General features: G+C 71.5%; 10 protein-coding genes. 5 read left to right on the forward strand and 5 right to left on the reverse strand.

The window, feature by feature from the left end:
* Positions 1 to 4: 4 nt before the first annotated feature.
* Together KGQ19_RS14865 and KGQ19_RS14870 are read right to left on the reverse strand one after the other, a co-directional pair.
* Positions 5 to 5605: a trypsin-like peptidase domain-containing protein gene (locus KGQ19_RS14865; RefSeq protein ID WP_212009721.1), complete on the reverse strand. Its 5601-nt coding sequence runs from the start codon at positions 5603 to 5605 to the stop codon at positions 5 to 7.
* A 7-nt stretch (positions 5606 to 5612) separates the two neighbouring features.
* Entirely contained in the window at positions 5613 to 5918 is a 306-nt protein-coding gene (locus tag KGQ19_RS14870; protein WP_212009722.1) for a trypco2 family protein, read from the reverse strand.
* A gap of 236 nt (positions 5919 to 6154) precedes the next feature.
* On the opposite strand from KGQ19_RS14870, the gene KGQ19_RS14875 reads away from it, so the two are divergent.
* Positions 6155 to 7309, forward strand: coding sequence for an inorganic phosphate transporter (locus KGQ19_RS14875; RefSeq protein ID WP_212009723.1), 1155 nt, complete (start codon positions 6155 to 6157; stop codon positions 7307 to 7309).
* 24 nt (positions 7310 to 7333) lie between these two features.
* Entirely contained in the window at positions 7334 to 7603 is a 270-nt protein-coding gene (locus KGQ19_RS14880) for a hypothetical protein (protein WP_212009724.1), read from the forward strand.
* Between the two features lie 105 nt (positions 7604 to 7708).
* On the opposite strand, the gene KGQ19_RS14885 is transcribed toward KGQ19_RS14880, so the two are convergent.
* Positions 7709 to 14323 carry an isopeptide-forming domain-containing fimbrial protein gene (locus KGQ19_RS14885; RefSeq protein ID WP_212009725.1) on the reverse strand — a complete coding sequence of 2205 codons (6615 nt, stop codon included), beginning with the start codon at positions 14321 to 14323 and terminating at the stop codon, positions 7709 to 7711.
* A gap of 173 nt (positions 14324 to 14496) precedes the next feature.
* Entirely contained in the window at positions 14497 to 15078 is a 582-nt protein-coding gene (locus KGQ19_RS14890) for a hypothetical protein (RefSeq protein ID WP_212009726.1), read from the reverse strand.
* A gap of 230 nt (positions 15079 to 15308) precedes the next feature.
* Between KGQ19_RS14890 and KGQ19_RS14895 the strand changes: the two genes are divergently transcribed.
* The 3 genes from KGQ19_RS14895 (at position 15309) to KGQ19_RS14905 (ending at position 19053) form a co-directional block, all read left to right on the forward strand.
* Entirely contained in the window at positions 15309 to 16931 is a 1623-nt protein-coding gene (locus tag KGQ19_RS14895; protein WP_212009727.1) for a M4 family metallopeptidase, read from the forward strand.
* A gap of 221 nt (positions 16932 to 17152) precedes the next feature.
* Positions 17153 to 18196, forward strand: a complete 1044-nt coding sequence (locus KGQ19_RS14900) for an ATP-binding cassette domain-containing protein (protein ID WP_212009728.1) — start codon at positions 17153 to 17155, stop codon at positions 18194 to 18196.
* Positions 18193 to 19053, forward strand: a complete 861-nt coding sequence (locus KGQ19_RS14905) for an ABC transporter permease (RefSeq protein WP_307856423.1) — start codon at positions 18193 to 18195, stop codon at positions 19051 to 19053. Before KGQ19_RS14900 ends, KGQ19_RS14905 begins: the two co-directional genes overlap by 4 nt.
* A gap of 10 nt (positions 19054 to 19063) precedes the next feature.
* Here KGQ19_RS14905 and KGQ19_RS14910 read toward each other — a convergent pair whose 3' ends face one another.
* Positions 19064 to 22357 carry an ATP-binding protein gene (locus KGQ19_RS14910; RefSeq protein ID WP_212009729.1) on the reverse strand — a complete coding sequence of 1098 codons (3294 nt, stop codon included), beginning with the start codon at positions 22355 to 22357 and terminating at the stop codon, positions 19064 to 19066.
* Between the last annotated feature and the right edge of the window lie 313 nt (positions 22358 to 22670).

A 22670-nucleotide genomic window follows, 5' to 3' on the forward strand; every position in this document is an offset into this window, starting at 1 on the left:
GGAGTCAGATATCCGCCAGGTCGTCGCGCCGGGCCCGCTCCTCATCGAGTCCGGACTCCATGGCCAGGCCGAGATCGGTGCCGTCCGGGACGATCCGGACGCGCAGGTCCGTGAGCTGTCCGGCGAGCCGGGCGTTCAGGCCGTCCTGGCCGATGCTCCCGCGAACCTGGTGCTCGGGCACCGCGACGATCGCCCGTTTGCCCTCGATGAGCACGTCGGTCGGCTGGATGAAGGCGACGGCGTTCGTCAGCATCGTCCGCGGGTCGCTGGAGTAGGGGACGATCTCGATCTCCTCGTGGGCCATACCGCGGGAGAGCAGGCGGCTGGAACCGTTCGCGCGCTCGGCGCCCTTACCGATGAAAGAGCCTTTGGCGTTCTTCGACGGGGTGGTGGATGCGACCGCGATCCTCGTCTTGGCGGTCGGGACCCGGGCGATCTTCATGATCGCCACCTCGCCGGTCGCCAGTTCGGGCACGAAGCCGACCAGGACGCGCTCGACCAGGGCGAAGGCGGTGACAGACAGGGCCGGGGCCGGGTTCTCAGGGGCCGAGGACTCCATCAGGACCGTGAGATCGCGTCGCCTTGAGACCATCGCGACCAGGGTGTGTCCGCTGGCCAGGCGCAGGCCCGGATCGGCCTTGTGCAGTTCCCGCATCGGCAGCAGCGCCTCGTAGTCCCGGCCAGTGACCGGGTGGCGGAGGGTGCACAGGTACGCGTCCGGCGTCGATCCGACGACGCGGGCGGTCACCGCCATCCCGGGCGTCGGGAAGTCGTCGGTGTCGGTGTCGGTGTCGGTGTCGGCAGGGGTGTCGGCACTTTGTCCAGCACTGCCACCGGGGTCGTTCAGGATGAACACGGCAGCCTCGTCGGGGGTCAGGAGCAGGGTGTCCATGGTGAGCCGCACCAGCCCGACCGGATGTTGTGGATAGCAGCGCGGGCAGCTGACCTGCCCACTGCCGTGCTCCTTCATGACGAGGATCCCGTGATCCTCCTCGTCGCGCGGACAGCTCCACCGCACGTCGTCAACCGGGGCGGCACCGAGTCGGCGCAGCACCGCGGACCGGTCCGCCGCGTTCGCCTCAGCGATACGCACGTTCAGCGGCGACACCGTGCGGGCCGGGACGATCTCATCGAACTCCTCCACCTCCTTCACAACATCGCTGCGGTACTGGTGCGCCGCACGCCTGATCACCTCCAGATCGAAACCCTGTCCTTGCGTCGACTTCCCGACCGGAAGCGGCTCGGTGCCGGTGGACAGCACCGGGAGGCGCCACCTGCCTCGCTTGGGCCGCAACGCCGCGACCCTGACCAACATCTGAAACGCCGCGGAGGCGGAGTCCGGCGGGACCATGCGCACCCGAGGCGCGCGTCTGAGCACCCCGGCCGTGTAGCCGTCGATCCGCGCGTCGGGATCGGGCGGAAAGGGAACGGTGAGCATGCCGTCCACAGCAGGACCGCCCACCTGGGCCCAGAACAGGGTCGACTGGGGCTCCACCACCTCGCCGGCGTCCTCGTGCCACCTGGAGTCGGCGAGTTCGAGCACCTTGCCGTCCGCGTAGGCGTCCACCCACCGATGGGTGAACCCCACCACCGCGGCGTACACCGGCAGGCCCCTGGTCCCCGGCGGGGCGATGAAGACGATCGTGGCGGCGGTGTCGCCCAAGGCCAGGCCGCTGGAGCGCAGCGCGTCGACCGTCGCGGTCTTCGGATCCGCGTCGGCCCCGAACCCCCACGGGATGTCGATGGTGTTCAAGGCCAGGCCCGGCGGCGTCGACGGCGACCGGGTGGTCCGGATCGCCAGGTCGTAGCGGCGCAGCGAGTCGTCCGGCGGCGTGGCGCTGAGCGGCGCGCCCAGCCCGCGCGAGCCGGGATCGGCCCGCCGGTTCGAGGCGTTCGGGCCTGCGGGTGTCTGCCGCCCGGGCTGCCTGCGCCGGTCCAGCATGGCCGGAGAAGGCCGGGCCGGCGGGCGCGGCGCACCGCCGCTGGGTTTGGGCCTCGGCGCCGGGACCGCCCGCGAACCCATGTCGATGGCATGGCGTTCGATCCGCTCGGCGGCGACCGCGGCCCGTTCGGCGTCCGGCGATGCGAGATCGGCGCGGTCCAGCAACGACCGGAGAACGGACCTCGCGCCCTCGGCGCCGACATGGTCGTCGAGCCAGCCCAGGGCCAGGGAGACGGCTTGCCGGACGTCGTGCGGGGCGAGCCCGGTACGCCGCAGGAGCGGGGCGAGGACATCCTGGGCGTTCTTGTCGGGCGCGTGACCGGGGTCGAGCCAGGCGAAGGCATGGATCAGTGCACGTTGACTCTCATCAGCACCGAGGTCCGAGCGGGACAGCAACGGGCCCAGGACGAAGCGCGCGTCGGAGTCAGGACCGTGCTTGTCCAGCCAGGCCAACGCGGCGCCGACCGTCTGCTTCCCGGCCCGCGAGCCGGGGTCCGTCTGCACCAGCAGCGGCGCCAGCACGAGCCGGGCCAGCTCCGCCGTATCGTGACGCTTGAGCCAGACCAACGCGGCGGCGATCACCGGTCGGCCGTCCAACAGCTTCAGACCGGTCCGATCCAGCAACGGCTGAAGCACGAACCGGGCGACGGCCGCGCTGGGATGGCCGCCGAGCCAGTCGAACGCATATATCAGCGCACGTCGACCGTCATCGGAACCGAGATCCATGCGGGACAGCAACGCGCTCAGCACATAGTGCGCGTCCATGTCAGGACCGTGATGCTCCAGCCAGTTGAACGCGGCTGCGACGGTCCGCGCACTGGCGCGCGAGTCCAGGTCCGCTTGGCGCAGCAACGGCCTGAGCACCTGCCAGGCCTGCGCCGCCGCATCGTGCCGCCCGAGCCACACCAGGGCGGCATCGACCACCGGTCCGCTGTCCAACAGCTTCAGACGGGTCCGGTACAGCAACGGCCGAAGCACAGACTGCGCGTCGGCCGCGGTCGGATGGCCCGCCAGCCAGGTGAAGGCCGCGGCGACCGCGCGCCGGCCGTACTGGGCGTCGCGGGTGGTGCGAGCGAGCAACGGGGCCAGGACGGATCTGGCCTCCATCGCGTCCGGCCGGACTTCGAGCCAGGCGAAGGCGGCGGCGACGGCCCGGGCGTTGTCCTGCGGGCCGAGGTCGGTCCGATACAGCAGCTGCGAAAGGACGTACCTGGCGTTCGCGGCGGTGGGATGGCGTGTGAGCCAGGTGAAGGCGGCGGCGACGGCCAGTCCGCTGTCCGGCTGCTCAAGGTCGGTCCGGTACAGCAGCTGCCGGAGAACGTTCCACGCCTCGGCCGCGACCGGGTGGCGTTCGAGCCAGCTCAGGGCGACCGCGACGGTCTCCTGCGCGGCCTGCGGCGGCAGATCGTCCCGCTCCAGCAGCGAGGCGAGCACGAAGCCGGCCTCGGGAAGCCGCCAGTGCTCCCCGATCCAGGCCAGCCCGGTGGGTATCAGTGGACGCACGACGCTGGCCGGGGAGAGCGGGTGCAGACAACTGGACAGCAGGTAGCGGGCATGGACGCTGCCGCCGTAGTCGGCGAGCCAGGGGCCGACAGCCTCTTCCCAGCACCGTACGGCCGAGTCAGACCACAGCGAGCCGGCGAACAAGGCCCCGAGCGCGTGGCCACCGACGCGCGAGCTGCGCCGCAGGATCTGGCCGATGACGGTCGCGTTGTCCGCGAACCAGTCGTCCAGCACCGGGGTCACGGCCGCGGAACGCTTGGCGAGGTCCAGGTCATTGGCCAGCCGGCCGACGTTGACGGCGAAGCGGCCGATGGTACGGGGATCGGTGAGGCAGCCGTCCAGGAGCGCGCGGGTCCCGACGGCATCCGGTTCGATGCCGCGCTCCGGAAGCAGGACGGACTCCATGAGCTGATCGGCGACCACGTCGTGGGCGACCGAGACCACGCCCTCGTGCTGTTCCAGCCAGCCCCAGGAGATGAGGGTGGCGACGACGTCCTCGGCGGTGAGGTCCGCGTCCTCGGCGGTGGGAGCAGAGCCGGCCGCCGCGTCCAGGGAAGCCTGGGCGGCGGCCGTCACCTCGTAGCGGGGCTGCGGGCACGCGGCCGCCGCGGCGGCGGCGGCCAGCAACTCCGATGAGGCCCGCACCCGCCCGAAGGCCGTCTCGCGAGCCGCGACGGTCAGACCGTCCTCTCTGAGCCGGCTCTCCAGCCATCCGGACAGTTCGCCGCCGGAGCGGAGCGCGGCGCCTTCCGGCAACGGCTTCCCAACCTGCACCTGGTGTTCGATCCCGCGGGCGATCAGCAGCGCGATGATCGGCCGGCGTCCGCAGATCCGCATCATGTGCCGCATGCCGAGCTGCTCGATGGCGCCGGGCGCGTGCTGCCGCAACGCGTTCTCGGCGACCAGGCGCTGGAAGGAGTCGTCCTGGCGCAGTTCCACCTCGTCGAAGAGCTGGTGCAGCAGGGCCCGGTCGGCCCGTTGCAGCCCGCCGGGACGCATCGAGGCCAAGATGGCCACCTGCATGTCCTTACGGCGGTTGGCCTCGGCGATCAGCTGTTTGCGCAGCTGCACCGGATCCAGCCGCGACTCGTTGAAGTAGTCGATGACGACCAGCACCGAGCTCCGCTCGGCGAACACCCGCCCGATGATCTCCTCGAGCGTTCCGTCGTCGTCGCTGGGCACGACGTGCAGCACCCGCCAGCCGGCCGCCAAGGCCACGTTCCCGACCTCGATGCCGGTGCGGGTCTTGCCGGTGCCCGCGGCACCGACCAGCAGCACGCCGCGGCCGCCGGAGTACTTGTCCTTCAGCCTGTCGAACAGCAGACTCGGGTACGCCGGGTGGTCGGCACCGGGCGAGACGAAGGGCAGCCCGTCAGCGGTGAGGTTCTTCTTGAAAGTGCTGAACCCGTCGACGAGTTGCTGTTGCGGGAGCACGGCCCGCTGGGTGTTCGCCGGCGGTGCGCCGGGAAGGGCGATCTGCTCCGAGCGCGGCGACTCCCCGTCGCCGCCGAGGGCTTCGAGGAAACCAGGATCCTGCAACACCCGGGCGATCGGCTCGCCCTGGAGGTTCGCGGTCCCGGCGCGGGGCAGCCGCGCTGCCTGCACACCGATGAGCAACCCGTCATCGCCGGTGAACACGGCCGCGCCCGACATCCCCTGCCAGGGCTCGCCCATCCGATCCGAGGGCCCGGCGGGGTCGAGCGCCAGATCGAGCAGCCCCGACTTCAGATTGGAACCCAGCTGGACGGACCCGCTGATCCGTCGGCTGTCCCGCTGGCGCAGGCCCTGGCGGTCGGCCGTCTCGCCCTGGAACGCGTAGGCCGGGAAACCGATCGCCACGAACAGGATGCTGCCGACATCGTCCGGCAGCAGGCCGAAGGCGACCGGCGGCACGGGGTCGATCGTGGCGGAATCGTCCAGGCGCAGCAACGCGAGATCGTGTTCAGCCGAGCGCCACGCCTGCCTCGCGGGCAGCTGGACGTCGGTGCCGCCCAGGCGTATCTCGAACGACGTGACAACGTCGGCGTCGCCGTCGACGTCCAGCACGTGACCGGCCGTCAGAATCAGACGGGAGGTGATCCGGTACCCGGACCCGTACCCGGCCTTGGCCCCCCGCCGAACGACGACCTCGGCCACCCGGGCCGTGACCAATGGCGTCATCGGCGAATCAGCCCTCGTTGACCAGGCTCGATATGTCGTCGCTCGTCCGGATGGGATCACCGGCCTCGGTCTCGGCGGTGAGGCTCAGCTTCAGCAGGTGGGTCTGGGCTTCCTTCGCAGACCTCTTACCCCCTACCGAGAGCACCCAGAACTTCACCCCGGTGCTCCCCTCGCCGGTCTTCTCCACCTCGACCTGGACCTCCAGTTCGATGGAGTCGATCCGGAAGCGCACATCCTCGCCGGCCCCGCTGATCCGCGCCCGGCTGATCTCCGACCGCAGCGACGCGAGCAGATCGGCGAGTTCGATGTCCATGCCGCCCCCAGCCAGATCGAAACCACGCAACCATTTCGTGCGTAAGTTTCGCATACCGCTGACCATTCATAACGGGCGTGGCGTCCCACGAATCCGCGGGCGGCCACCATCGCCCACCTTGGCCGCTCCCCCAACACAGGGTGAGGTGCGAGTGAATCCAGATGAATAGCTCCCGCACCCCACATCGACGCCTCCGGGAACGTTTCCGCAGGCCGGATGCGGTTACTCAACCGGTTGTGACTGGCAACAGCGTCCTGCTCGCGCTCGTAGTAGCCACAGCGCTGGGCTTCGACTTCACCAACGGCTTCCATGACACCGGCAACGCGATGGCCACGTCCATCGCCACCGGGGCGCTGCCGCCCCGGGTCGCCGTCGCCATTTCCAGTGTGCTGAACCTGGTCGGCGCCTTCTTGTCCTTCAGCGTCGCGGCCACCATCGCCAGCGGGCTGGTGCAGACCCATCTGGTGACGCTCACGATGGTGTTCGCCGGCCTGGCCGGCGGCATCCTGTGGAACCTCGCCACCTGGTACCTGGGGCTGCCCTCCAGCTCCTCGCACGCCCTGATCGGCGGGGTCATCGGGGCCGGGCTGGCCTCGGCCGGCGGGCACGCGGTGCAGTGGCACGGCGTGACCTCCAAGGTCATCCTGCCCGCGGTCCTGTCGCCGGTGATCGCCGGGGTGGTGGCCGCGGTGGGGACGTTCCTGGTCTACCGGATCAGCCGCGGCGTGCCGGAGGAACTGCGGGGACGGGGCTTCCGGCTCGGACAGATCGGGTCCGCGTCCATGGTCTCGCTGGCGCACGGCACCAACGACGCGCAGAAGACCATGGGCATCATCACGCTGGCCCTCATCGCGAACGGCTCGATCGGCGCCCACGCCAAGGCGCCGGTGTGGGTCATCGTGTCCTGCGCGATGGCGATCAGCCTGGGTACCTACGTCGGCGGCTGGCGGGTGATCAGGACCCTGGGCAAGGGCCTGGTGGAGATCGAGTCGCCGCAGGGCATGACCGCGGAAGCGGCGTCCGCCTCGGTGATCCTGCTCTCCAGCAGCTTCGGCTACTCGCTGTCCACGACGCACGTCGCCACCGGCTCGATCCTGGGCTCCGGCGTGGGCAAGAAGGGCGCCGAGGTCCGCTGGTCGGTCGCCGGCCGGATGGCGGTCGCCTGGGTGCTGACGCTCCCGGCCGCCGGCCTGGTCGGCGCGCTGGCCTACGCCACGGCCCACGGCATCGGCGGCACCGCCGGCACCTCCACGATCTTCGTGGTCCTCGCCGCCTGCGCGACCGGCTTCTACCTCGCCTCGCGCCGCACCGCGGTGACGGCCTCGAACGTCAACAGCCAGTGGTCCGGCTCGATCGCCCCGACGCCGGTCCCGGCCGGCGCGGCGCTGTGAACGGCTGAAGGGAGCCGGTGCACCGTGAATTCCTGGATCAATCTGACCGCGCTGTGGAAGATCGTCGTGATCGGTCTGCTCATGGGTGCCGGGCTGCCCGCGCTGTTCGCCGTCGGGCTGCGGGCTCTGGTGCCGCGCGGCGGGACGGCGGACCCGGCGCAGGCCGGGGCTGAGGCCGGAACCGGGGCCACAACAAGCCCGGCCCTCCTCGGCAAGCTGATCGCAGCGCTCTGCTTCGCCGCGATCCTCGCGGCCATGGCATGGGGCATCTACAGCATCGTCCACAACAGCTGACAAAGCTCTACACACCTACACACGCCTACACACGTGAGGCTCGGCTGGAATCCCAGCCGAGCCTCACGTGGTCTACCGACAACTCAGATCAGACGCGCGGCCTCCTCAAACGCGCATCCTCCTCAGCCCCGCCGAATCCCCCGCCCGACGCCGAGCGGCGAACGTCAGCGCGCCACCGGCGGCCAGCGCCGCCAAAGCAGCCGTCGAGGTCTGCCACAGTCCATCGGCACCGGTCGCGGGCAGCGTCCCGACCAGAATCCGAACCCTGGCATCGTGCGGGTCGTTGCTGTTGTTCCCGGGGTTCGGATCGATGGCGTCGCTGGCCGCGGTCGCCTTGTTCCGGATGTCCGAGCCGTTGCCCTTGTAGGTCGGCGCCAGCCGCACCGTGAACGTCCACGACTTCGACGCGTCCGGCACGAGCTTCGCCTCCGGCCCACACGTCAGGGTGCCGCCGTACACGCCCACCGGCCCGGCGCAACCGTCCGGGGAGGAGACGAACGACAGCATCTTCGGCAGCGGGTCGGTGATCCGCGCGTTCGGCGCCGTCGCCGGGCCGTGGTTGGTGACCGTGACCGTGTACTGGAACGTGCCGCCCGGAAGGACCTGACCGCTCTTCGGCAGCTTGGCCACCTTCACCGTCGACAGGTCGGCCTCGGCCGGGGCCACCTTCCCGCTCGGCAGCGGCGCCGGCGGCGAGGTGTTGTCGTCCGGGTTGGGGTCCTTGGTGTCCGACGACGCGGTCGCCACGTTCATCACGTCCGAGCCGTCGCCGACGTAACTCGGGTCCAGCTTCACCGTGAACGTCCACGCCACCGACGCACCCGGCGCCAGCGAGGCCCGCGGTCCGCAGGTCACCGTGCCGCCGTACACACCCACCGGCCCGGTGCAGCCGTCAGCCGAGGAGACGAACGCCAGCCGGGCGGGCAGCGCGTCGACCGTCTTGGCCGCGAGCGCCGTGGACGGCCCGGCGTTGGTGATCCGCACCCGGTAGGCGAAGGCCTGCCCGGGCCCGATCGGCGTGTCGGTGACCGCCTGCTTGTGCGCGGACAGGTCAGCCTCCGGCGGGTCCACCTTGCCGCCCGGCACCGGCGCCGGCGGCGAGGTGTTGTCGTCCGGGTTCGGATCGGTGGTGTCGGACCGGGAGGTGGCGCGGTTGCCGAGGTCCGAGCCGTCGCCGATGTAGGCGGGGTCGAGCCGCACCGTGAACGTCCACGACTTCGACGCGCCGCCGGCCAGCGACGGCACCGGCCCGCAGGAGACCTGGCCGGCGTCCGCCCCGACCGGGCCGGTGCAGCCGTCGGCCGAGGAGACGAAGGACAGGTGCGCCGGCAACGGGTCGGTGACGCGGACGTTCACCGCCGCGGACGGCCCGTGGTTGGTGGTCGTCACCAGGTAGTCGAAGGTCTCCCCCGGCTTGACCGGGGTCGTGCCGACCGCCGACTTGGCCGTCGACAGGTCCGCCTCCGGCACGATCGGGCCCGGAGGCTCGACCGGGTCGCTGGGGTCCTTCTCGCCGCCGGTCGGCGAGGTCGCGGTGGCCACGTTGCCCTGGTCCGAACCGTCGCCGGTGTAGGCGTGGTCGAGCAGTGCGGTGAAGGTCCACGACTTCGACGCGCCCGGAAGCAGCGACGCCTCCGGACCGCAGGTGACCGTCCCGCCCTCACCGGCGGTCCCGGTGCAGCCGTCGGCGGAGGACACGAAGGAGATCTTCGACGGCAGCGGGTCGGTGGCGCCGACGGTCACCGCGGTCGAAGGGCCCTGATTCGTGACGGTGATGGTGTAGGCGAACGTCTGCCCCGGCTTCACCGCGGTGCTCGACGTCGTCTTCACCGTGGTCAGGTGTGCCTCCGGCGGCGCCACCGGGCCGGGCGGGTCCACCGGGTCGCTGGGGTCCTTGGTGCCGTCGGTCGAGGACGTGGCGGTCGCCACGTTGGCCTGGTCGGAGCCGTCACCGGTGTAGGACGGGTCCAGCTTCACCGTGGAGGTCCAGGTCTTCGTCTGCCCCGGCAGCAGCGTCACGTCGCCGCCACAGGCCACGGTGCCGCCGTTGGTACCGGCCGGACCGGTGCAGCCGTCGACCGAGGAGACGAACGACAGCTTGGACGGCAACGGGTCGGTGGTCCCGACGTTCACCGCGGTCGAAGGACCGTTGTTCTTCACGGCCAACACGTAGTCGAAGGTCTGGCCCGGCTTGACCGGCGTGGTCGACGGGGTGGTCTTGGTCGTTGCCAGATCGGCCTCGGGCCGGATCGGGCCGGGCGGGTCCACCGGGTCGCCGGGGTCCTTGGTGCCGTCGGTCGCAGACGTGGCGGTCGCCACGTTGGCCTGGTCGGAGCCGTCACCGGTGTAGGACGGGTCCAGCTTCACCGTGAAGGTCCACGACTTCGACGCACTCGGAAGCAGCGATGGCTCGGTCCCGCAGGTCACCGTCCCGCCGTTGCCGGCGGTCCCCGTGCAGCCGTCCGCCGAGGACACGAACGAGATCTGCGAGGGCAAGGCGTCCGTGGCACCGACGGTCACGGCCGTCGAAGGGCCCTGATTCGTCACGGTGATGGTGTAGGCGAACGTCTGCCCCGGCTTCACCGCGGTGCTCGACGTGGTCTTCACCGTCTTCAGATCCGCCTCGGGGTGGATCGGGCCGGGCGGGTTCACCGGCGGACCGCTGGGGTCCTTCTTGCCGTCGGTCGAGGACGTGGCCGTGGCGACGTTGCCCTGATCGGAACCGTCACCGGTGTAGGAGGGGTCCAGCTTCACCGTGAACGTCCAGGACTTCGACGCACCCGGAAGCAGCGAAGCCTGCGGCCCACACGTCACCGTCCCGCCGTTCCCGGCCGTGCCGGTGCAGCCGTCCGCCGAGGAGACGAAGGAGATCTTCGACGGCAACGGGTCGGTCGCGCCGACGCTCACCGCCGTCGAAGGACCCTTGTTCGTCACGGTCACCGTGTAGGTGAACGTCTGGCCGGGCTTCACCGGGGTGGCGGAGGTGGTCTTCGTCGTGTCCAGCTCGGCCTGGGGCTTGATCGGGCCGGGCGGGAACACCTCAGGGCTCGGATCCTTGTCGCCGCCGGTCGTCGAGGTCGGCGTGGCGACGTTGCCCTGGTCGCTGCCGTCACCGGTGTAGGAGGGGTCGAGCATGACCGTGAACGTCCAGGACTTCGACGTACCCGGAAGCAGCGAAGCCTGCGGCCCACACGTCACCGTCCCGCCGTTCCCGGCCGTACCCGTGCAGCCATCGGCCGACGACACGAACGAGATCTTCGACGGCAGCCGGTCGCTCGCGCCCACGGCCACCGCCGTCGACGGGCCGTTGTTGGTGACCGTCACCTTGTAGCTGAAGGTCTGTCCCGGGACGACCGGGGTGGTGGTCGTCGTCTCCTTGGCGGTCAACAGCTGCGCCGAGGGCGCCGCCGGTCCGGGCGGGAGCACCGGGCCGCTGGGGTCCTTCGTCCCGCCGGTGGTGGAGGTCGGCGTGGCGACGTTGCCCTGGTCCGAGCCGTCACCGGTGTAGGAGGGGTCCAGCTTCACCGTGAACGTCCAGGACTTCGACGCACCCGGAAGCAGCGAAGCCTGCGGCCCACACGTCACGGTCCCGCCGTTCCCGGCCGTGCCGGTGCAGCCGTCCGCCGAGGACACGAACGACACCTTCGACGGCAGCGGGTCGGTCGCGCCGACGGCCGCCGCCGTGGACGGCCCGTTGTTCTTCACCGTCACGGTGTACGTGTACGTCTCGCCGGGCTTCACCGGCGTGGTCGAGGCCGTCTTGGTGGCCACGAGCGCGGCGGTCGGCGTGATCGGCCCCTTCGGGTACGCCGGGTCGCTGGGCGTCATGGTGCCGGGGGTGTCGGCCGAGGGGGTGGCGACGTTGCCCTGGTCGCTGCCGTCACCGGTGTAGGACGGGTCCAGCTTCACCGTGATCGTCCAGGACTTCGTCCCGTTGGCGGCCACAGTCGCCTCCGGTCCGCAGGTGACCGTGCCGCCGTTGCCCGCGGTCCCGGTGCAGCCGTCCGCCGAGGACACGAACGCCACCTTCGACGGCAGCGGGTCCGAGATCTTGACGTTGCGCGCCGGGTCAGGCCCCTTGTTCTCGACCGAGATCTGGTAGGTGAAGTTCTGGCCCGGCTCGACCGGGGCGGCCGAGGCCGTCTTGGTGGCGACCAGGTCGGCCTGCTCGACCGCGCTGGTCGCGGTCGCCGGGTCGGAGGTCTGCGGGGCCACCCCGGCCACCGGGGTCCAGGTGGTGGTGGCCGAGTTGGTGATGGTCGACCCGGCCGGGGCGCCGGCGTTGACCGTGGTCTGGAAGGTCACCTTCCAGGTCTCGCCGGGCTGCACGGCGCCGCCGGTCGCGGGCGGGCCGCCGGTGCCGATGGCAACCCGGACGACGCCGTTGGCGTATCCGTTGGCGTCACTGACCGGGGTCGAGGTGCCGGACGGGCTGATCAGCTTGATGGAGCCGGGCACGAACGTGGTGTTCGCGGGGATGGGGTCGTTGACGTAGGAGCCGGTGGTCTGGGTGTTCCCCGGGTTGTTCGCGGAGATCGTGTAGGTCAGGGTGTCGCCATGCCGGGCCGGGTTGTTGCCCTGCACGTTCGCGACGGTCTTCATCGGCTTCAGACAACCGGGCGAGCCGAACACGATGGCGTCGAGGAAGTTGCCGATGCTGGCGTTGCCGCCGGCGGAGGAGACCGAGACGAAGGCGAAGCGGGTCACGGTCTGCCCGGCCGGGACGGTGTACGAACCGGTGTAGCGGCCCCAGGCGGTGTTGCCGTCGGAGATGGCGGTCGTGCTCTGGCCATCCGGGGTCTGGGCGACCAGCGGACCGCCGGGCGGGCCCATCTCCAGCCGCATGACGTCGGTGCCCACACGTCCACGGTGGGCCAGCGCCCAGTTCATCGGGGTTCCCGGCACGGTCGGGATGTCCTGGTAGAGCGTGGAGACCTCGTTGGCGTTCAGTTCGACGAACTGGTTGCCGTCAGCCGACTGGACCCCGTTGGTCCCGCTCTTCCAGATCTCGATCTTGTGGTCGCTGGCGGTGGTGTTCCAGCCCGGCACGGTGGAGTCGTCGACCATGGTCACGCCGCCGGAGGTCACCGGCTGCTCGAAGCTGCCGTTGACCATGTTCACCGGCACGTAGCCGCAGGAGTCCTTGGGCGCGGTGACCGAGGTGGAGGTGGTCGAGCGGTTGTCGGTCAGGTCGGGGTCGGTGCTGCCGGCGGCCGCGGCGATGGTCGCGGTGTTGTTGAGCACCTGGGTCTTCATCGTCTTCGAGGTGTCGCCCTTGACGGTGATGACGACCTTCCCGCCGACCGGGATGCCGACGTTGGCCGAGACGTTGTTGCCGGTGCCGGACGCGGCGCCGCACGTGGCTCCGTCCGAGCCGGTGCACGTCCAGGTCACCCCGGTCAGCTGGGAGTCGACGGTGTCCTGCACGACGGCCCCGGTCGCGGCGGCCGGACCGGCGTTCGTCGCGGTCAGGGTGAAGGTGATCGAGTCGCCGGCCTGGGCCGTGTCGGGCGCCGACTTGACGATCTTCAGGTTGGTGCGGGTATCCACCTTGAACGGCTGCGTGTCGCTGGCCGGGTAGGTGGCCGCGGACGCCGCGGGGTCACTGGCGGTGGCCACTACGGAGTGCGAACCGTCGGACAGTGCCGTGGACGGGGTGCACGACCAGGAGTTGTCCGGCTGCACCGGCGCGGTGCACAGCGTCGTCGAACCCTCCTTCACCGTGATGGTGGTGCCGGGCACGCCGGTGCCGCTGATCGGCGGCTTGTTGATGAGCTGCGTGGAGTTGGCGGCCGGGCCGGTGATCACCGGGGCCGGCGCGGTCCACTGGAGGGTGACCGAGCCGTTGGTGCCGCCGGAGCTGCCCTGGCCGGCCTGGGTGGCGCCGTCGGTGACGCCGGTTCCGCCGGTGTAGCCGGAGCCGCCACCGCCGCCGGTGTCGCTGTTGTTGCCGCTGGTGCTCTGCTGGCACTGGCCGCCGCCGCCGCCGAAGTAGCCGCCACCGCCGGCGCCGCCGGCGTCACCCCCGCCGTTGCCGCCGTTGCCGCCGCGGTACTGCGCGCCCGCGGTCGGACCGGTGGAGCAGTTGTTGGTGGTGACGGCCGCGGCCCCGCCCGCGCTCTGCGTGCCGCCCTGGCCGCCGTTGCCACCGCCGTTGCTGGGGTTGCCGCCGTTCGAACCGGAGGCCCCGCCGCCGGAGCCGCCGGACGAGCCGCCCTCGGCACCGCCGGCTCCGCCGCCGGCGATGAGCAGCGGCGTCCCGGTGAGCGAGGCGCCGGTCCACAGGGCGCTCATACCGCCGCCGGACCCGCCGCTGAAGCGCGAGCCGCTGCCGCCGGCGCCACCGCCGCCGTAGGTCGCGGCGCCCTTCACGCTGCCGCCCTGCCCGACCATGACGGTGAGGCTGTCGCCCGCGGCCACGGCCAGCGTGCCGGTGGTCTGACCGCCGGCCGCGCCGTTGCTGCCGCCGCCACCGGCCCCGCCCAGGCGCACCTGCAGGCCGCTGACGCCCTTGGGCACCACGAACTCCTGGTCGCCACCGGAGTAGGTGAACTGCACACAGCTGGTATTCGAACCCGTCGGAGTGCACGCCACTTGCGCGGCCCGGGCCGGCGCGGCCCCGGCTGTGAAGCCGGCCACGGTCGACGCGGCCACGAGGGCGGCACTGGTGACGACACGCAACAGCCGAACGGCTGCGGCGCCCGCGGGTCGGGGAGCCAAGGTCACGGATCCTCCGGCAGGAGAAGGGAAGAAGGCATGGGAATTGGACGATCGATCAGCAAGGTAAGGCCCTTGCCTTCCCCATTCCTGCCGACATGGTGGTTGCGCGACAAATGCGCCCTGTTCAGCGCATTTCTGTGACTATTCCGGGGGTAGTCACCCGGGTAGCGGGTTCAGCGCGCCGGCTGGATCGTGAACCGCAGCACCTGCTTGGTCAGGGTCAGGCTGGCGGCGGGCTGGTCCGGGTCGGCCGGGCAGTCCACGAAGGCGACACGCACGGCGCCGACGGTCAGAACGTAGCTGTAGGCGTCGCGGCAGCGAGTCGGCGGCCGGGAACGGGCCGCCTCGGCGGTGAGCCGGGGATCGGCGGCCAGGGTGGTGATCCGGGTCGCCTGGTCCGGCGTCAGCTCGCCGGTCCGGCGGGCTCCGCTCTTGTCGGTGGCGGTCCACGATCCGTGCGGGGCGAGGTCGACGGTGTCCTTGGCGCCGGCGAAGCCGCCGGTTCGCTGGACGGTGATGTCCGGTGCCGACGCGGCGGCGGTCGTCGTGCTGTCGGCCGGGGCCGAGACGGTGGCACCGCTGTGGCCGTTGGCACCGCCCTGACCGGGCGCGCTGGATGCGCCGGAAGTGCCGGAAGCCCCGGAGCCGCCGGAAGCACAGGACGCGGTCGCCGTCACCGAAGCCGCGAGCGCCAGGCCCGCACCGAGGGTGAAGGATGTCAGGCCGCTGACTTTGGTTTGTCCGTGTGCTGACATCGTCCTCCCGCCGCCCGGCGGCCTGCTCGCCGATTGTCATGAATTGGCAAAGCCTCTGCCATCCGGCGAATCCACTCTTTGTTCACCATTGACCCCATCAGGGTACGGCGATACGTTCCGCCTCGGCTAGCAGGTTTCTGAAGATTTCCTGAAGGCCTGCGCGCTCGGGCCGCGCCGCGGGTGGCTCGAGCACGCCCCTCACCCGCCTGTCTTACGTGAAAGGAATGGCCGTGAGACTCAGCAACCCCCTGACCCGGCGCCGAAGTATGCGGCGCCTGGCCATCGGCGTCACCGCCGGCGCCACCGTCCTGGCGATGTCCACCACGATGGCTGCGTATGCCAACGCCTCGCCGTCACACCGGGACGGCTCAGCAGCCTCCCCCGCCGCGATCCAGGCTCTGGCCGCGCGCTCCGCCGACGCCCTGGTGGCCACCCACCCGGCGTTCCTGATGGCGGCCGCGCAAGACCAGTTCCAGCGGCAGCAGGTCGTCTCCGCGCAGGGCACGCAGTATGTGCCCTACCTGCGCACGCACGCGGGCCTGCCCGTGGTCGGCGGCGACTTCGTCATCGTCACCGACAGCGCCGGGCACACCGTGTTCCACTCGGTGGCCCAGCAGCACCCGATCGGCGCGCTGTCCACCACGCCCAAGGTGAGCAGCACCCAGGGCGCGGCGGTGGCCGAGCACCAGTTGAAGCAGGTGTCGAAGGTCGAGGCCACCAAGCTGGTGGTGTTCGCGCTGGGCAACGCCCCGGCCGCGCTGGCGTGGGAGACCACGGTGGACGGCATGGGCTCGGACGGCGTCAGCCGGCTGAGCGTGGACGTCGACGCCGGCACCGGCCGCGTGCTGCACACGCAGGAGCACGTCACGGACGGCACGGCGAACGCCGTGTGGAACGGCCCGGAGCCGCTGAGCATCGACACCACCGACTCCGGCGGGACCTACTCGCTGGCGGCCCCGGACATCAGCGGCCTGGCCTGTCAGGACGCTGCGAACAACACCACGTTCACGAACACGACCGACTCCTGGGGCAACGGCGACGCCACCGACCGGGAGACCGCCTGCGCCGACGCCCTCTACAGCGCCGAGACCGAGAACCACATGCTCTCGCAGTGGCTGGGCCGGAACAGCTTCGACGGCAACGGCGGGGCCTGGCCGATCCGGGTCGGCCTGGACGACGTCAACGCCTACTACGACGGCTCGGAGGTCCAGGTCGGGCACAACACCGCGGGCCAGTGGATCACCGCGATGGACGTCGTGGACCACGAGATGGGCCACGGCATCGACGACCACACCCCCGGCGGCATCTCCGGCAACGGCACCCAGGAGTTCATAGCCGACGTCTACGGCCAGTCCAGCAAGGCCTTCGCCAACGAGCCCTCGCCGTACGCGGTCGTGGACTGGGTGGTCGGCGCCGAGGTCAACCTGGAGGGCACCGGCCCGATCCGCAACTTGTACGACCCCTCGCAGATCAACGGCGACCCGGACTGCTACTCCGACGCCATACCGGGCGACGAGGTGCACCAGGCCGCCGGGCCCGGCAACCACTGGTTCTACCTGCTGGCCCAGGGTTCCAACCCGAGCACCGGGCCCACCAGCCCGACCTGCGACGGCTCGACGGTCACCGGCATCGGCGTGGAGAACGCGCTGAAGATCGTGTACAACGCCCAGCTGATGAAGAACTCCGACAGCTCCTACCTCGCCTACCGCACCTGGACCCTGCAGGCCGCGATCAACCTGGACCCGACCTGCGCGGAGTTCAACACGGTCCAGGCCGCGTGGAACGCGGTGAGCGTGCCGGCCCAGTCCGGCGACCCGACCTGCTCGGCCGGTGGGAGCGCCGCCCGGAGGTGAACCACCGGGCGATGATCGCAGCGTACTGATAACCAACTGCGGACAACGGACTGCGGAGAACAGAGAGCGGACAACGGAACAGGAAGGATGAAGGAACGTGTGCCCGTCGCGCTCGGCGGCGGGCACACGCGCGCTGTGAATCCGCCGTGAAGCCACGGTGAAACCGCCTCCGCTTAGCGTCCTGGCATGAGTTCCACACCAGGACGAAGGAGCACGACGCGATGACGACAGCCACCGCAGCCGTGGAGGCGATCGGGCTGCGCAAGGACTTCGGCGGATTCCGGGCGGTCGACGGCGTCGACCTGGAGGTCCGCCAAGGTGAGATCTTCGGCGTGCTCGGCCCGAACGGGGCGGGCAAGACGACGGCGCTGCGCATGCTCGCCACTTTGTTGCCGATCGACGGCGGGCAGGCCCGGGTGTTCGGGGTGGACGTCGCCCGCGAACCGCACCGGATCCGGCAGCTGATCGGCATCACCGGCCAGTACGCGTCGGTCGATGAGGACATGACGGCCACGGAGAACCTGTGGATGTTCGGCCGCCTGCAGGGCCTGCGCTCGGCCGACGCCCGGGCCACCGCGCGCCGGCTGCTGGCCCAGTTCGATCTCGAAGCCGCCGCCGACCGGCCGATCGCCCAGTTCTCCGGGGGCATGCGCCGCCGACTGGACCTGGCCGCGAGCCTGATCACCCGGCCGCCGCTGATCTTCCTGGACGAGCCGACGACCGGCCTGGACCCGCGGACCCGCGGGCAGATGTGGGACACCATCCGCGGCCTGGTCACCGAGGGCTGCACGGTGCTGCTCACCACCCAGTACCTGGACGAGGCCGACCAGCTCGCCGGGCGGATCGCGGTGCTGGACCGGGGCCGCAAGGTCGCCGAGGGCACGCCGGCGCAGCTGAAGGCCTCGGTCGGCGACTCGACGCTGCAGCTGCACCTGGCCCCGGGGGCCGACCAGGAGCAGGCGCGGCAGGTGGTGCTCCGGGTCGCCGGCGCCGAGCCGGTGCTCACCCCGGAGTCGGGGCGGATGAACGTGCCGCTGGACACCGCCGACCGGGCCGCGGATGTGCTGATCGGGTTGCGCGGGGCCGGGGTGTCGATCGCTTCGGTCAGCGTGGCCCAGCCGAGTCTGGACGAGGTGTTCCTCGCACTGACCGGGCACGGTGCCGATGCCGGTGAGGACGACGCCCGCGGCGGGACCGACGGCACCGATGACACCGACACGTTCGCTTCGCGTCCCACCGACCAGATCCCGCAGGAGGTCCAGTGAACACCGCGTCCCCGACCCTGGCGGCGGCGCCCCCGGCGGCCACGGCGTACCGCGTCGACCCGGCCGCCGCGGTAGCCGCCGCGCGCCCGCGCAACACCCCGGCCGAGACCGTGAGCCAGACGCTGATCATGGCCAGGCGCGCGCTGAAGAAGATGCGGCGCAACCCGGAGCAGTTCTTCGACGTCACCGTCCAGCCGCTGCTGTTCACGGCGATGTTCGCCTACATCTTCGGCGGCGCGATCGCCGGCGGGGTGAAGAACTACCTGCCGGTGCTGATTCCCGGAATCGTCGCCCAGACTGTGCTCACCACCTGCATGGCGACCGGCGTGCAACTACGCGAGGACATGGAGAAGGGGGTCTTCGACCGCTTCAAGTCCCTTCCGATGGCCCGAATCGCCCCGCTGGCCGGCCCGATGGTCGCCGACCTGATCCGCTACCTGATCGCCGCCGGCCTGACCTTCCTCACCGGCGTGGTCATCGGCTACCGCCCGCACGGCGGCGTCCTGGGCGTGCTCGGTGCCGTGCTGCTGGCGATCGTCACCGGCTGGTCCCTGGCCTGGATCTTCACCTGGCTCGGCACGATCACGAAGAGCGCGAAGTCGGTGCAGGGCATCTCGATGATGATCCTGTTCCCGCTGACCTTCCTGTCCAACGCCTTCGTGCCGGTGTCGACGCTGCCCGGCTGGCTCGCGGCGTTCGTGAAGGTCAATCCGGTCTCGCACTTGGTGTCCGGGACGCGGACGCTGGCCAACCAGGGGTCGGTGGGGGCTGAGGTGGGGTGGACGCTGCTGGCTTGCCTGGTGGTGGTCGCGGTGTTCGCGCCGCTGTCCACTCTGAGCTACCGGCGGCATTTGTAGGGCCCGCGCCTCAGTAACCGCCCACCAATCCATCCACCAGCCCCCGGGCCTCTGCCAAAAGCTCCACCGGCCGCCGGTCTGCATACTCGGCCCGCAGTTCATCAAGCCGACCCGGCAGTGCCCGCTCAGCGACCGGCACGATCCGCTCCCAGTCCATGGTCGGCAACATCCGGTTGTAGGAGAACCGCTGCGCCAGCGCGAGCAGGCGCAGCGCGTTCGCCGTGTCTGCCGCGTTCGCAGCATCTGCCGGGTTCGCCGCGTGTGCCGCGTCCCCGACCGCACACCGCCGCAGCAGCCACCAAGTCCCCAACCCGAACAACAACATCCCGCTGGCCGGGTAGTCGATCCGCTCGTTGTCCGCGGTGAGCACCAGCAGCGCGGAGGTGCGACACGCCGCGAACACCGCACGGCCATGCGCCTCATCCGCCCCGGAAGCGTGCCAGGCGTGGGCACTCAGCGCCATCGCGTCACCGATGAAGCTCCACAGCTCGGTCCCGGTCTTGGTGGCGCCGGGGAGCTCGGTCTCACGGTACTGATCCGCGCACTCGCGGAAGAGGCGCAGCCCGTCTTCGGCACGGCCCGAGGCGAGCAGCAGTTCGGCGCGGCAGACATGGCGGTGCAGGTCGGTACCGAAGGTCGCCGTACGCGTCTCCATGCGGTCGATGAGCTCGATCTCCTCCCGGGCCTGTTCCAGCCGGCCTTCGGCGACGTCGCTGAGCGCCATCAGCGTGCGCAGCTGCGCCTCGTCGTCGACGGCGCCGAGGCGGCGCACCACGGGCAGCGCCACGCGGGCGTGCGCCACGGCCGCCGGGCGGTCGCCGAGCTGCATGCTCAGCTCCGCCAGCAGCATGCGCGGCATGGCGGTCATCGTCCAGGGCCCGGCGGCGGAGTCGGTCAGGGCCAACGCGCGTTCGGCCAGGGCCAGGGCGCCGTGCGGGTCGCCCTCGTTCTCTCGGTAGTGGCTGAGCCAGACACTGGCGCCGGCGGCGGTACTCGGCTCCGGTCCGGCGGCCAGTGCGGTGAGCCGGGCCAAGGACCCCTCCACGTCCATGGCGTCCCAGGCCAGCAGCACCCGGACCAGGGCCGAGACGTAGAGGTCACCGTCGTCGGCCGGGCCGAGCCGGCGGAGCAGGGCCGACAGGTCGGCGCCGTGCTCGCCGGACAGCGCCATCGCGTTGCTCAGCGTGACCGCCACCGCGGCGCGGGCGGCGTCGGCGAGTTCCGGCGGCGGCGTCCAGTCGGACAGCGCGTCACGCAGCGCCCCGGCCAGGAAGACCATGCGGATGTGCTCGCCGCGGATCGTCCACATGGTGCCGAGCGTGGCGAGCAGGCGGACCAGGGAGGCGTTGTCGCCCTCGGCGAGCGCCGCGCGCATCTCGTCGGCCAGGTTGGTCTCCTCGGCGCTGAGCGCGTCGATCGCCGCGAACTGCCCGGAACCGGCGAGATCCGCCTGCTGCGCGGTGGCGTAGGCGACGGCCCACCGGCGCTGCGCCGCGCGCGCCTCGGCCTCATCCCCGGCCTCCGCCAGCCGCATCCGGCCGAACTCGCGCACCGTCTCCAGCATCCGGTAACGGACGCCGGCCGGGCTCTCGCGCACGGTCACCAGCGACTGCTCGACCAGCCCGCGCACGGTTTCGACCACGTCCGGCTCCGGCCCTGATGATCCGAGCACTGATTCGGCGGCCTCAAGCGTGAACCCGTCGTGGAACAGCGCCAACCGCCGAAGCGCCCGCCTCTCCCCCGGATCAAGCAGATTCCACGACCACTCGATCACCGCCACCAACGCCCGATGCCGGTCCGGCGCGCTCCGATCGCCGCCCCGCAGCAGCGCGAACCGGTCCTGAAGCCGCCGGTCGATCTCCTCGACCGCCATCACCCGGACCTTGGCCGCGGCCAGTTCGATGGCCAGCGGCAGCCCGTCCAGCCGGCCGACGACGCCGGCCACGACCGGCTCGTCGAGCCGCACGTCCGGCCGCGCGGCCAGCGCCCGCTCGCGGAACAGCCGGGCCGCGTCCGCCGGACCCAGCTCGCCCAGCGGATAGACGCGCTCGGCCGCGATCGCCAGCGGCGCCCGGCTCGTGGTGAGCACGCGCAGATCGGGGGTGGCGGCGATGAGGAACGCCACGAGCTCGGCGACCGCCTCGATGAGATGCTCGCAGTTGTCGAGCACCAGCAGCCCGGGCACCAGCCCCAGCTGCTGCGCCAGCCGGGCCCGGATGTCAGCCCGCTGACTCGCCGTCAGCGTCCCGCGGCCGCTGACCGAATCGCGCACCCCCAGCACCGACCCGACCTCCGCGGCCAGGTCCTCGCCGGACACGACACCGGCCAGCTCGACGAAGTAGACCGCCGCCTGTTCCGCCTCGCGCGCCATGAGCTGCGCCAGCCGCGTCTTCCCGAGCCCGCCGGCGCCGACCACCGACACCACCCGCGAGCCGGCCAGCGCGGCCCGCAGCCGCTCCAGGTCGGCGTCCCGGCCGATCAGCTCGGTGGCGTCGTAGCGCAGCCCGTGGCGCACCGGGCGGTCCAGGGCCAGCAAACCACGCTGCACCCGCCGCAGCGGCTCGCCGGGATCGGTGCCGAGGCGGTCCCGCAGCTCGCGCCGGTGACGCTCGAAGCGTTCGAGCGCGGCCGCCGGACCGCGGACCGCCGCCTCGCTGCGCAGGAGATCCGCGAGCAGCGATTCATCGTGCGGCGCTCGCGTGTACGCCGCCTCAAGGTGCGGCAGCGCCTGCGCATGCCCGCCGGTCCTGCTGGCCGCCCGCGCAAGCACCAGCCCCGCGGCCTGCGCGTCGGTGGCCGCGCCTCGGCGGATCTCGGCCAGCGGACCCGCTCGCTGGTCATCGGCCGCGGCCAAGCCGCCGACCGGGCTGCCCACCGGGCTGCCAGCCAGACCGCCGGCCAGACCGCCGCCCGCCGGGTCGCCGCCGGCCAGCGCCAACGCCTCCCGGGCCAGCGTCTCGGCCCGCGCCGGATCGCCGTCGAGCGCCGCCGCCGCGTCCCGGACCAGCGCGGACAGCCTGCTGCTGTCGACCTCGTCCGGCCCGGCGCCGAGCCGGTACCCGGCCTCCTCCCGGACGATCGCCTCCACCCCGCAAGCACTGCGCGTCCGCGACACCAGCACCTGCAAGCCCTTCACCCCGTTGCTCGGCGCCGCCTCACCCCACACCAGCTCGATCAGCTCCGCCGACCCCACCGGACGGCAGTCGCGCGCGGCCAGGGCGGCCAGCAGCGCCCGCGGGCGCTCACCGACGACGGGGACCCCGTGCCAGCGCACGTCGCCCAACAAGGTCAGTGTGATGCTCACCTGCCAAGTCTAAGTGCGGCAGGCGTCCTGAAGCGGGGCGCTGCAGCCGGCCACAGCCCGCAGCTGCGCGCGGCCCTCATCGCGGCCGTGCCGATGAACCGTCTGGCAAAGCCGGAGGAAACAGCTGGTGTCGTGACGTTCCCCGCCTCGACCCCGGCAGCTTCATGACCGGCGCGGAGGTCTTCGCCGACGGCGGGGCCGGCCAGATCGGGCCGTTGCGGTAAAAGCAGACCTCTGATAGGAAGGGGACGTGAGCTGAAAGGTACGGTTGCGATTCCGCCCTGCGCGATATCGAACCCGGCCAACGGGAGGG

It is taken from the genome of Catenulispora pinistramenti (assembly GCF_018274385.1).
GTDB classification, from domain to species: Bacteria; Actinomycetota; Actinomycetes; order Streptomycetales; family Catenulisporaceae; genus Catenulispora; species Catenulispora pinistramenti.

Bases quoted from the DNA above. Each gene is read 5' to 3' on its own strand.
- KGQ19_RS14890 (WP_212009726.1), bottom strand. From the start codon at position 15,078: ATGTCAGCACACGGACAAACCAAAGTCAGCGGCCTGACATCCTTCACC.
- KGQ19_RS14900 (WP_212009728.1), top strand. From the start codon at position 17,153: ATGACGACAGCCACCGCAGCCGTGGAGGCGATCGGGCTGCGCAAGGAC.
- KGQ19_RS14865 (WP_212009721.1), bottom strand. From the start codon at position 5,605: ATGACGCCATTGGTCACGGCCCGGGTGGCCGAGGTCGTCGTTCGGCGG.
- KGQ19_RS14870 (WP_212009722.1), bottom strand. From the start codon at position 5,918: ATGGACATCGAACTCGCCGATCTGCTCGCGTCGCTGCGGTCGGAGATC.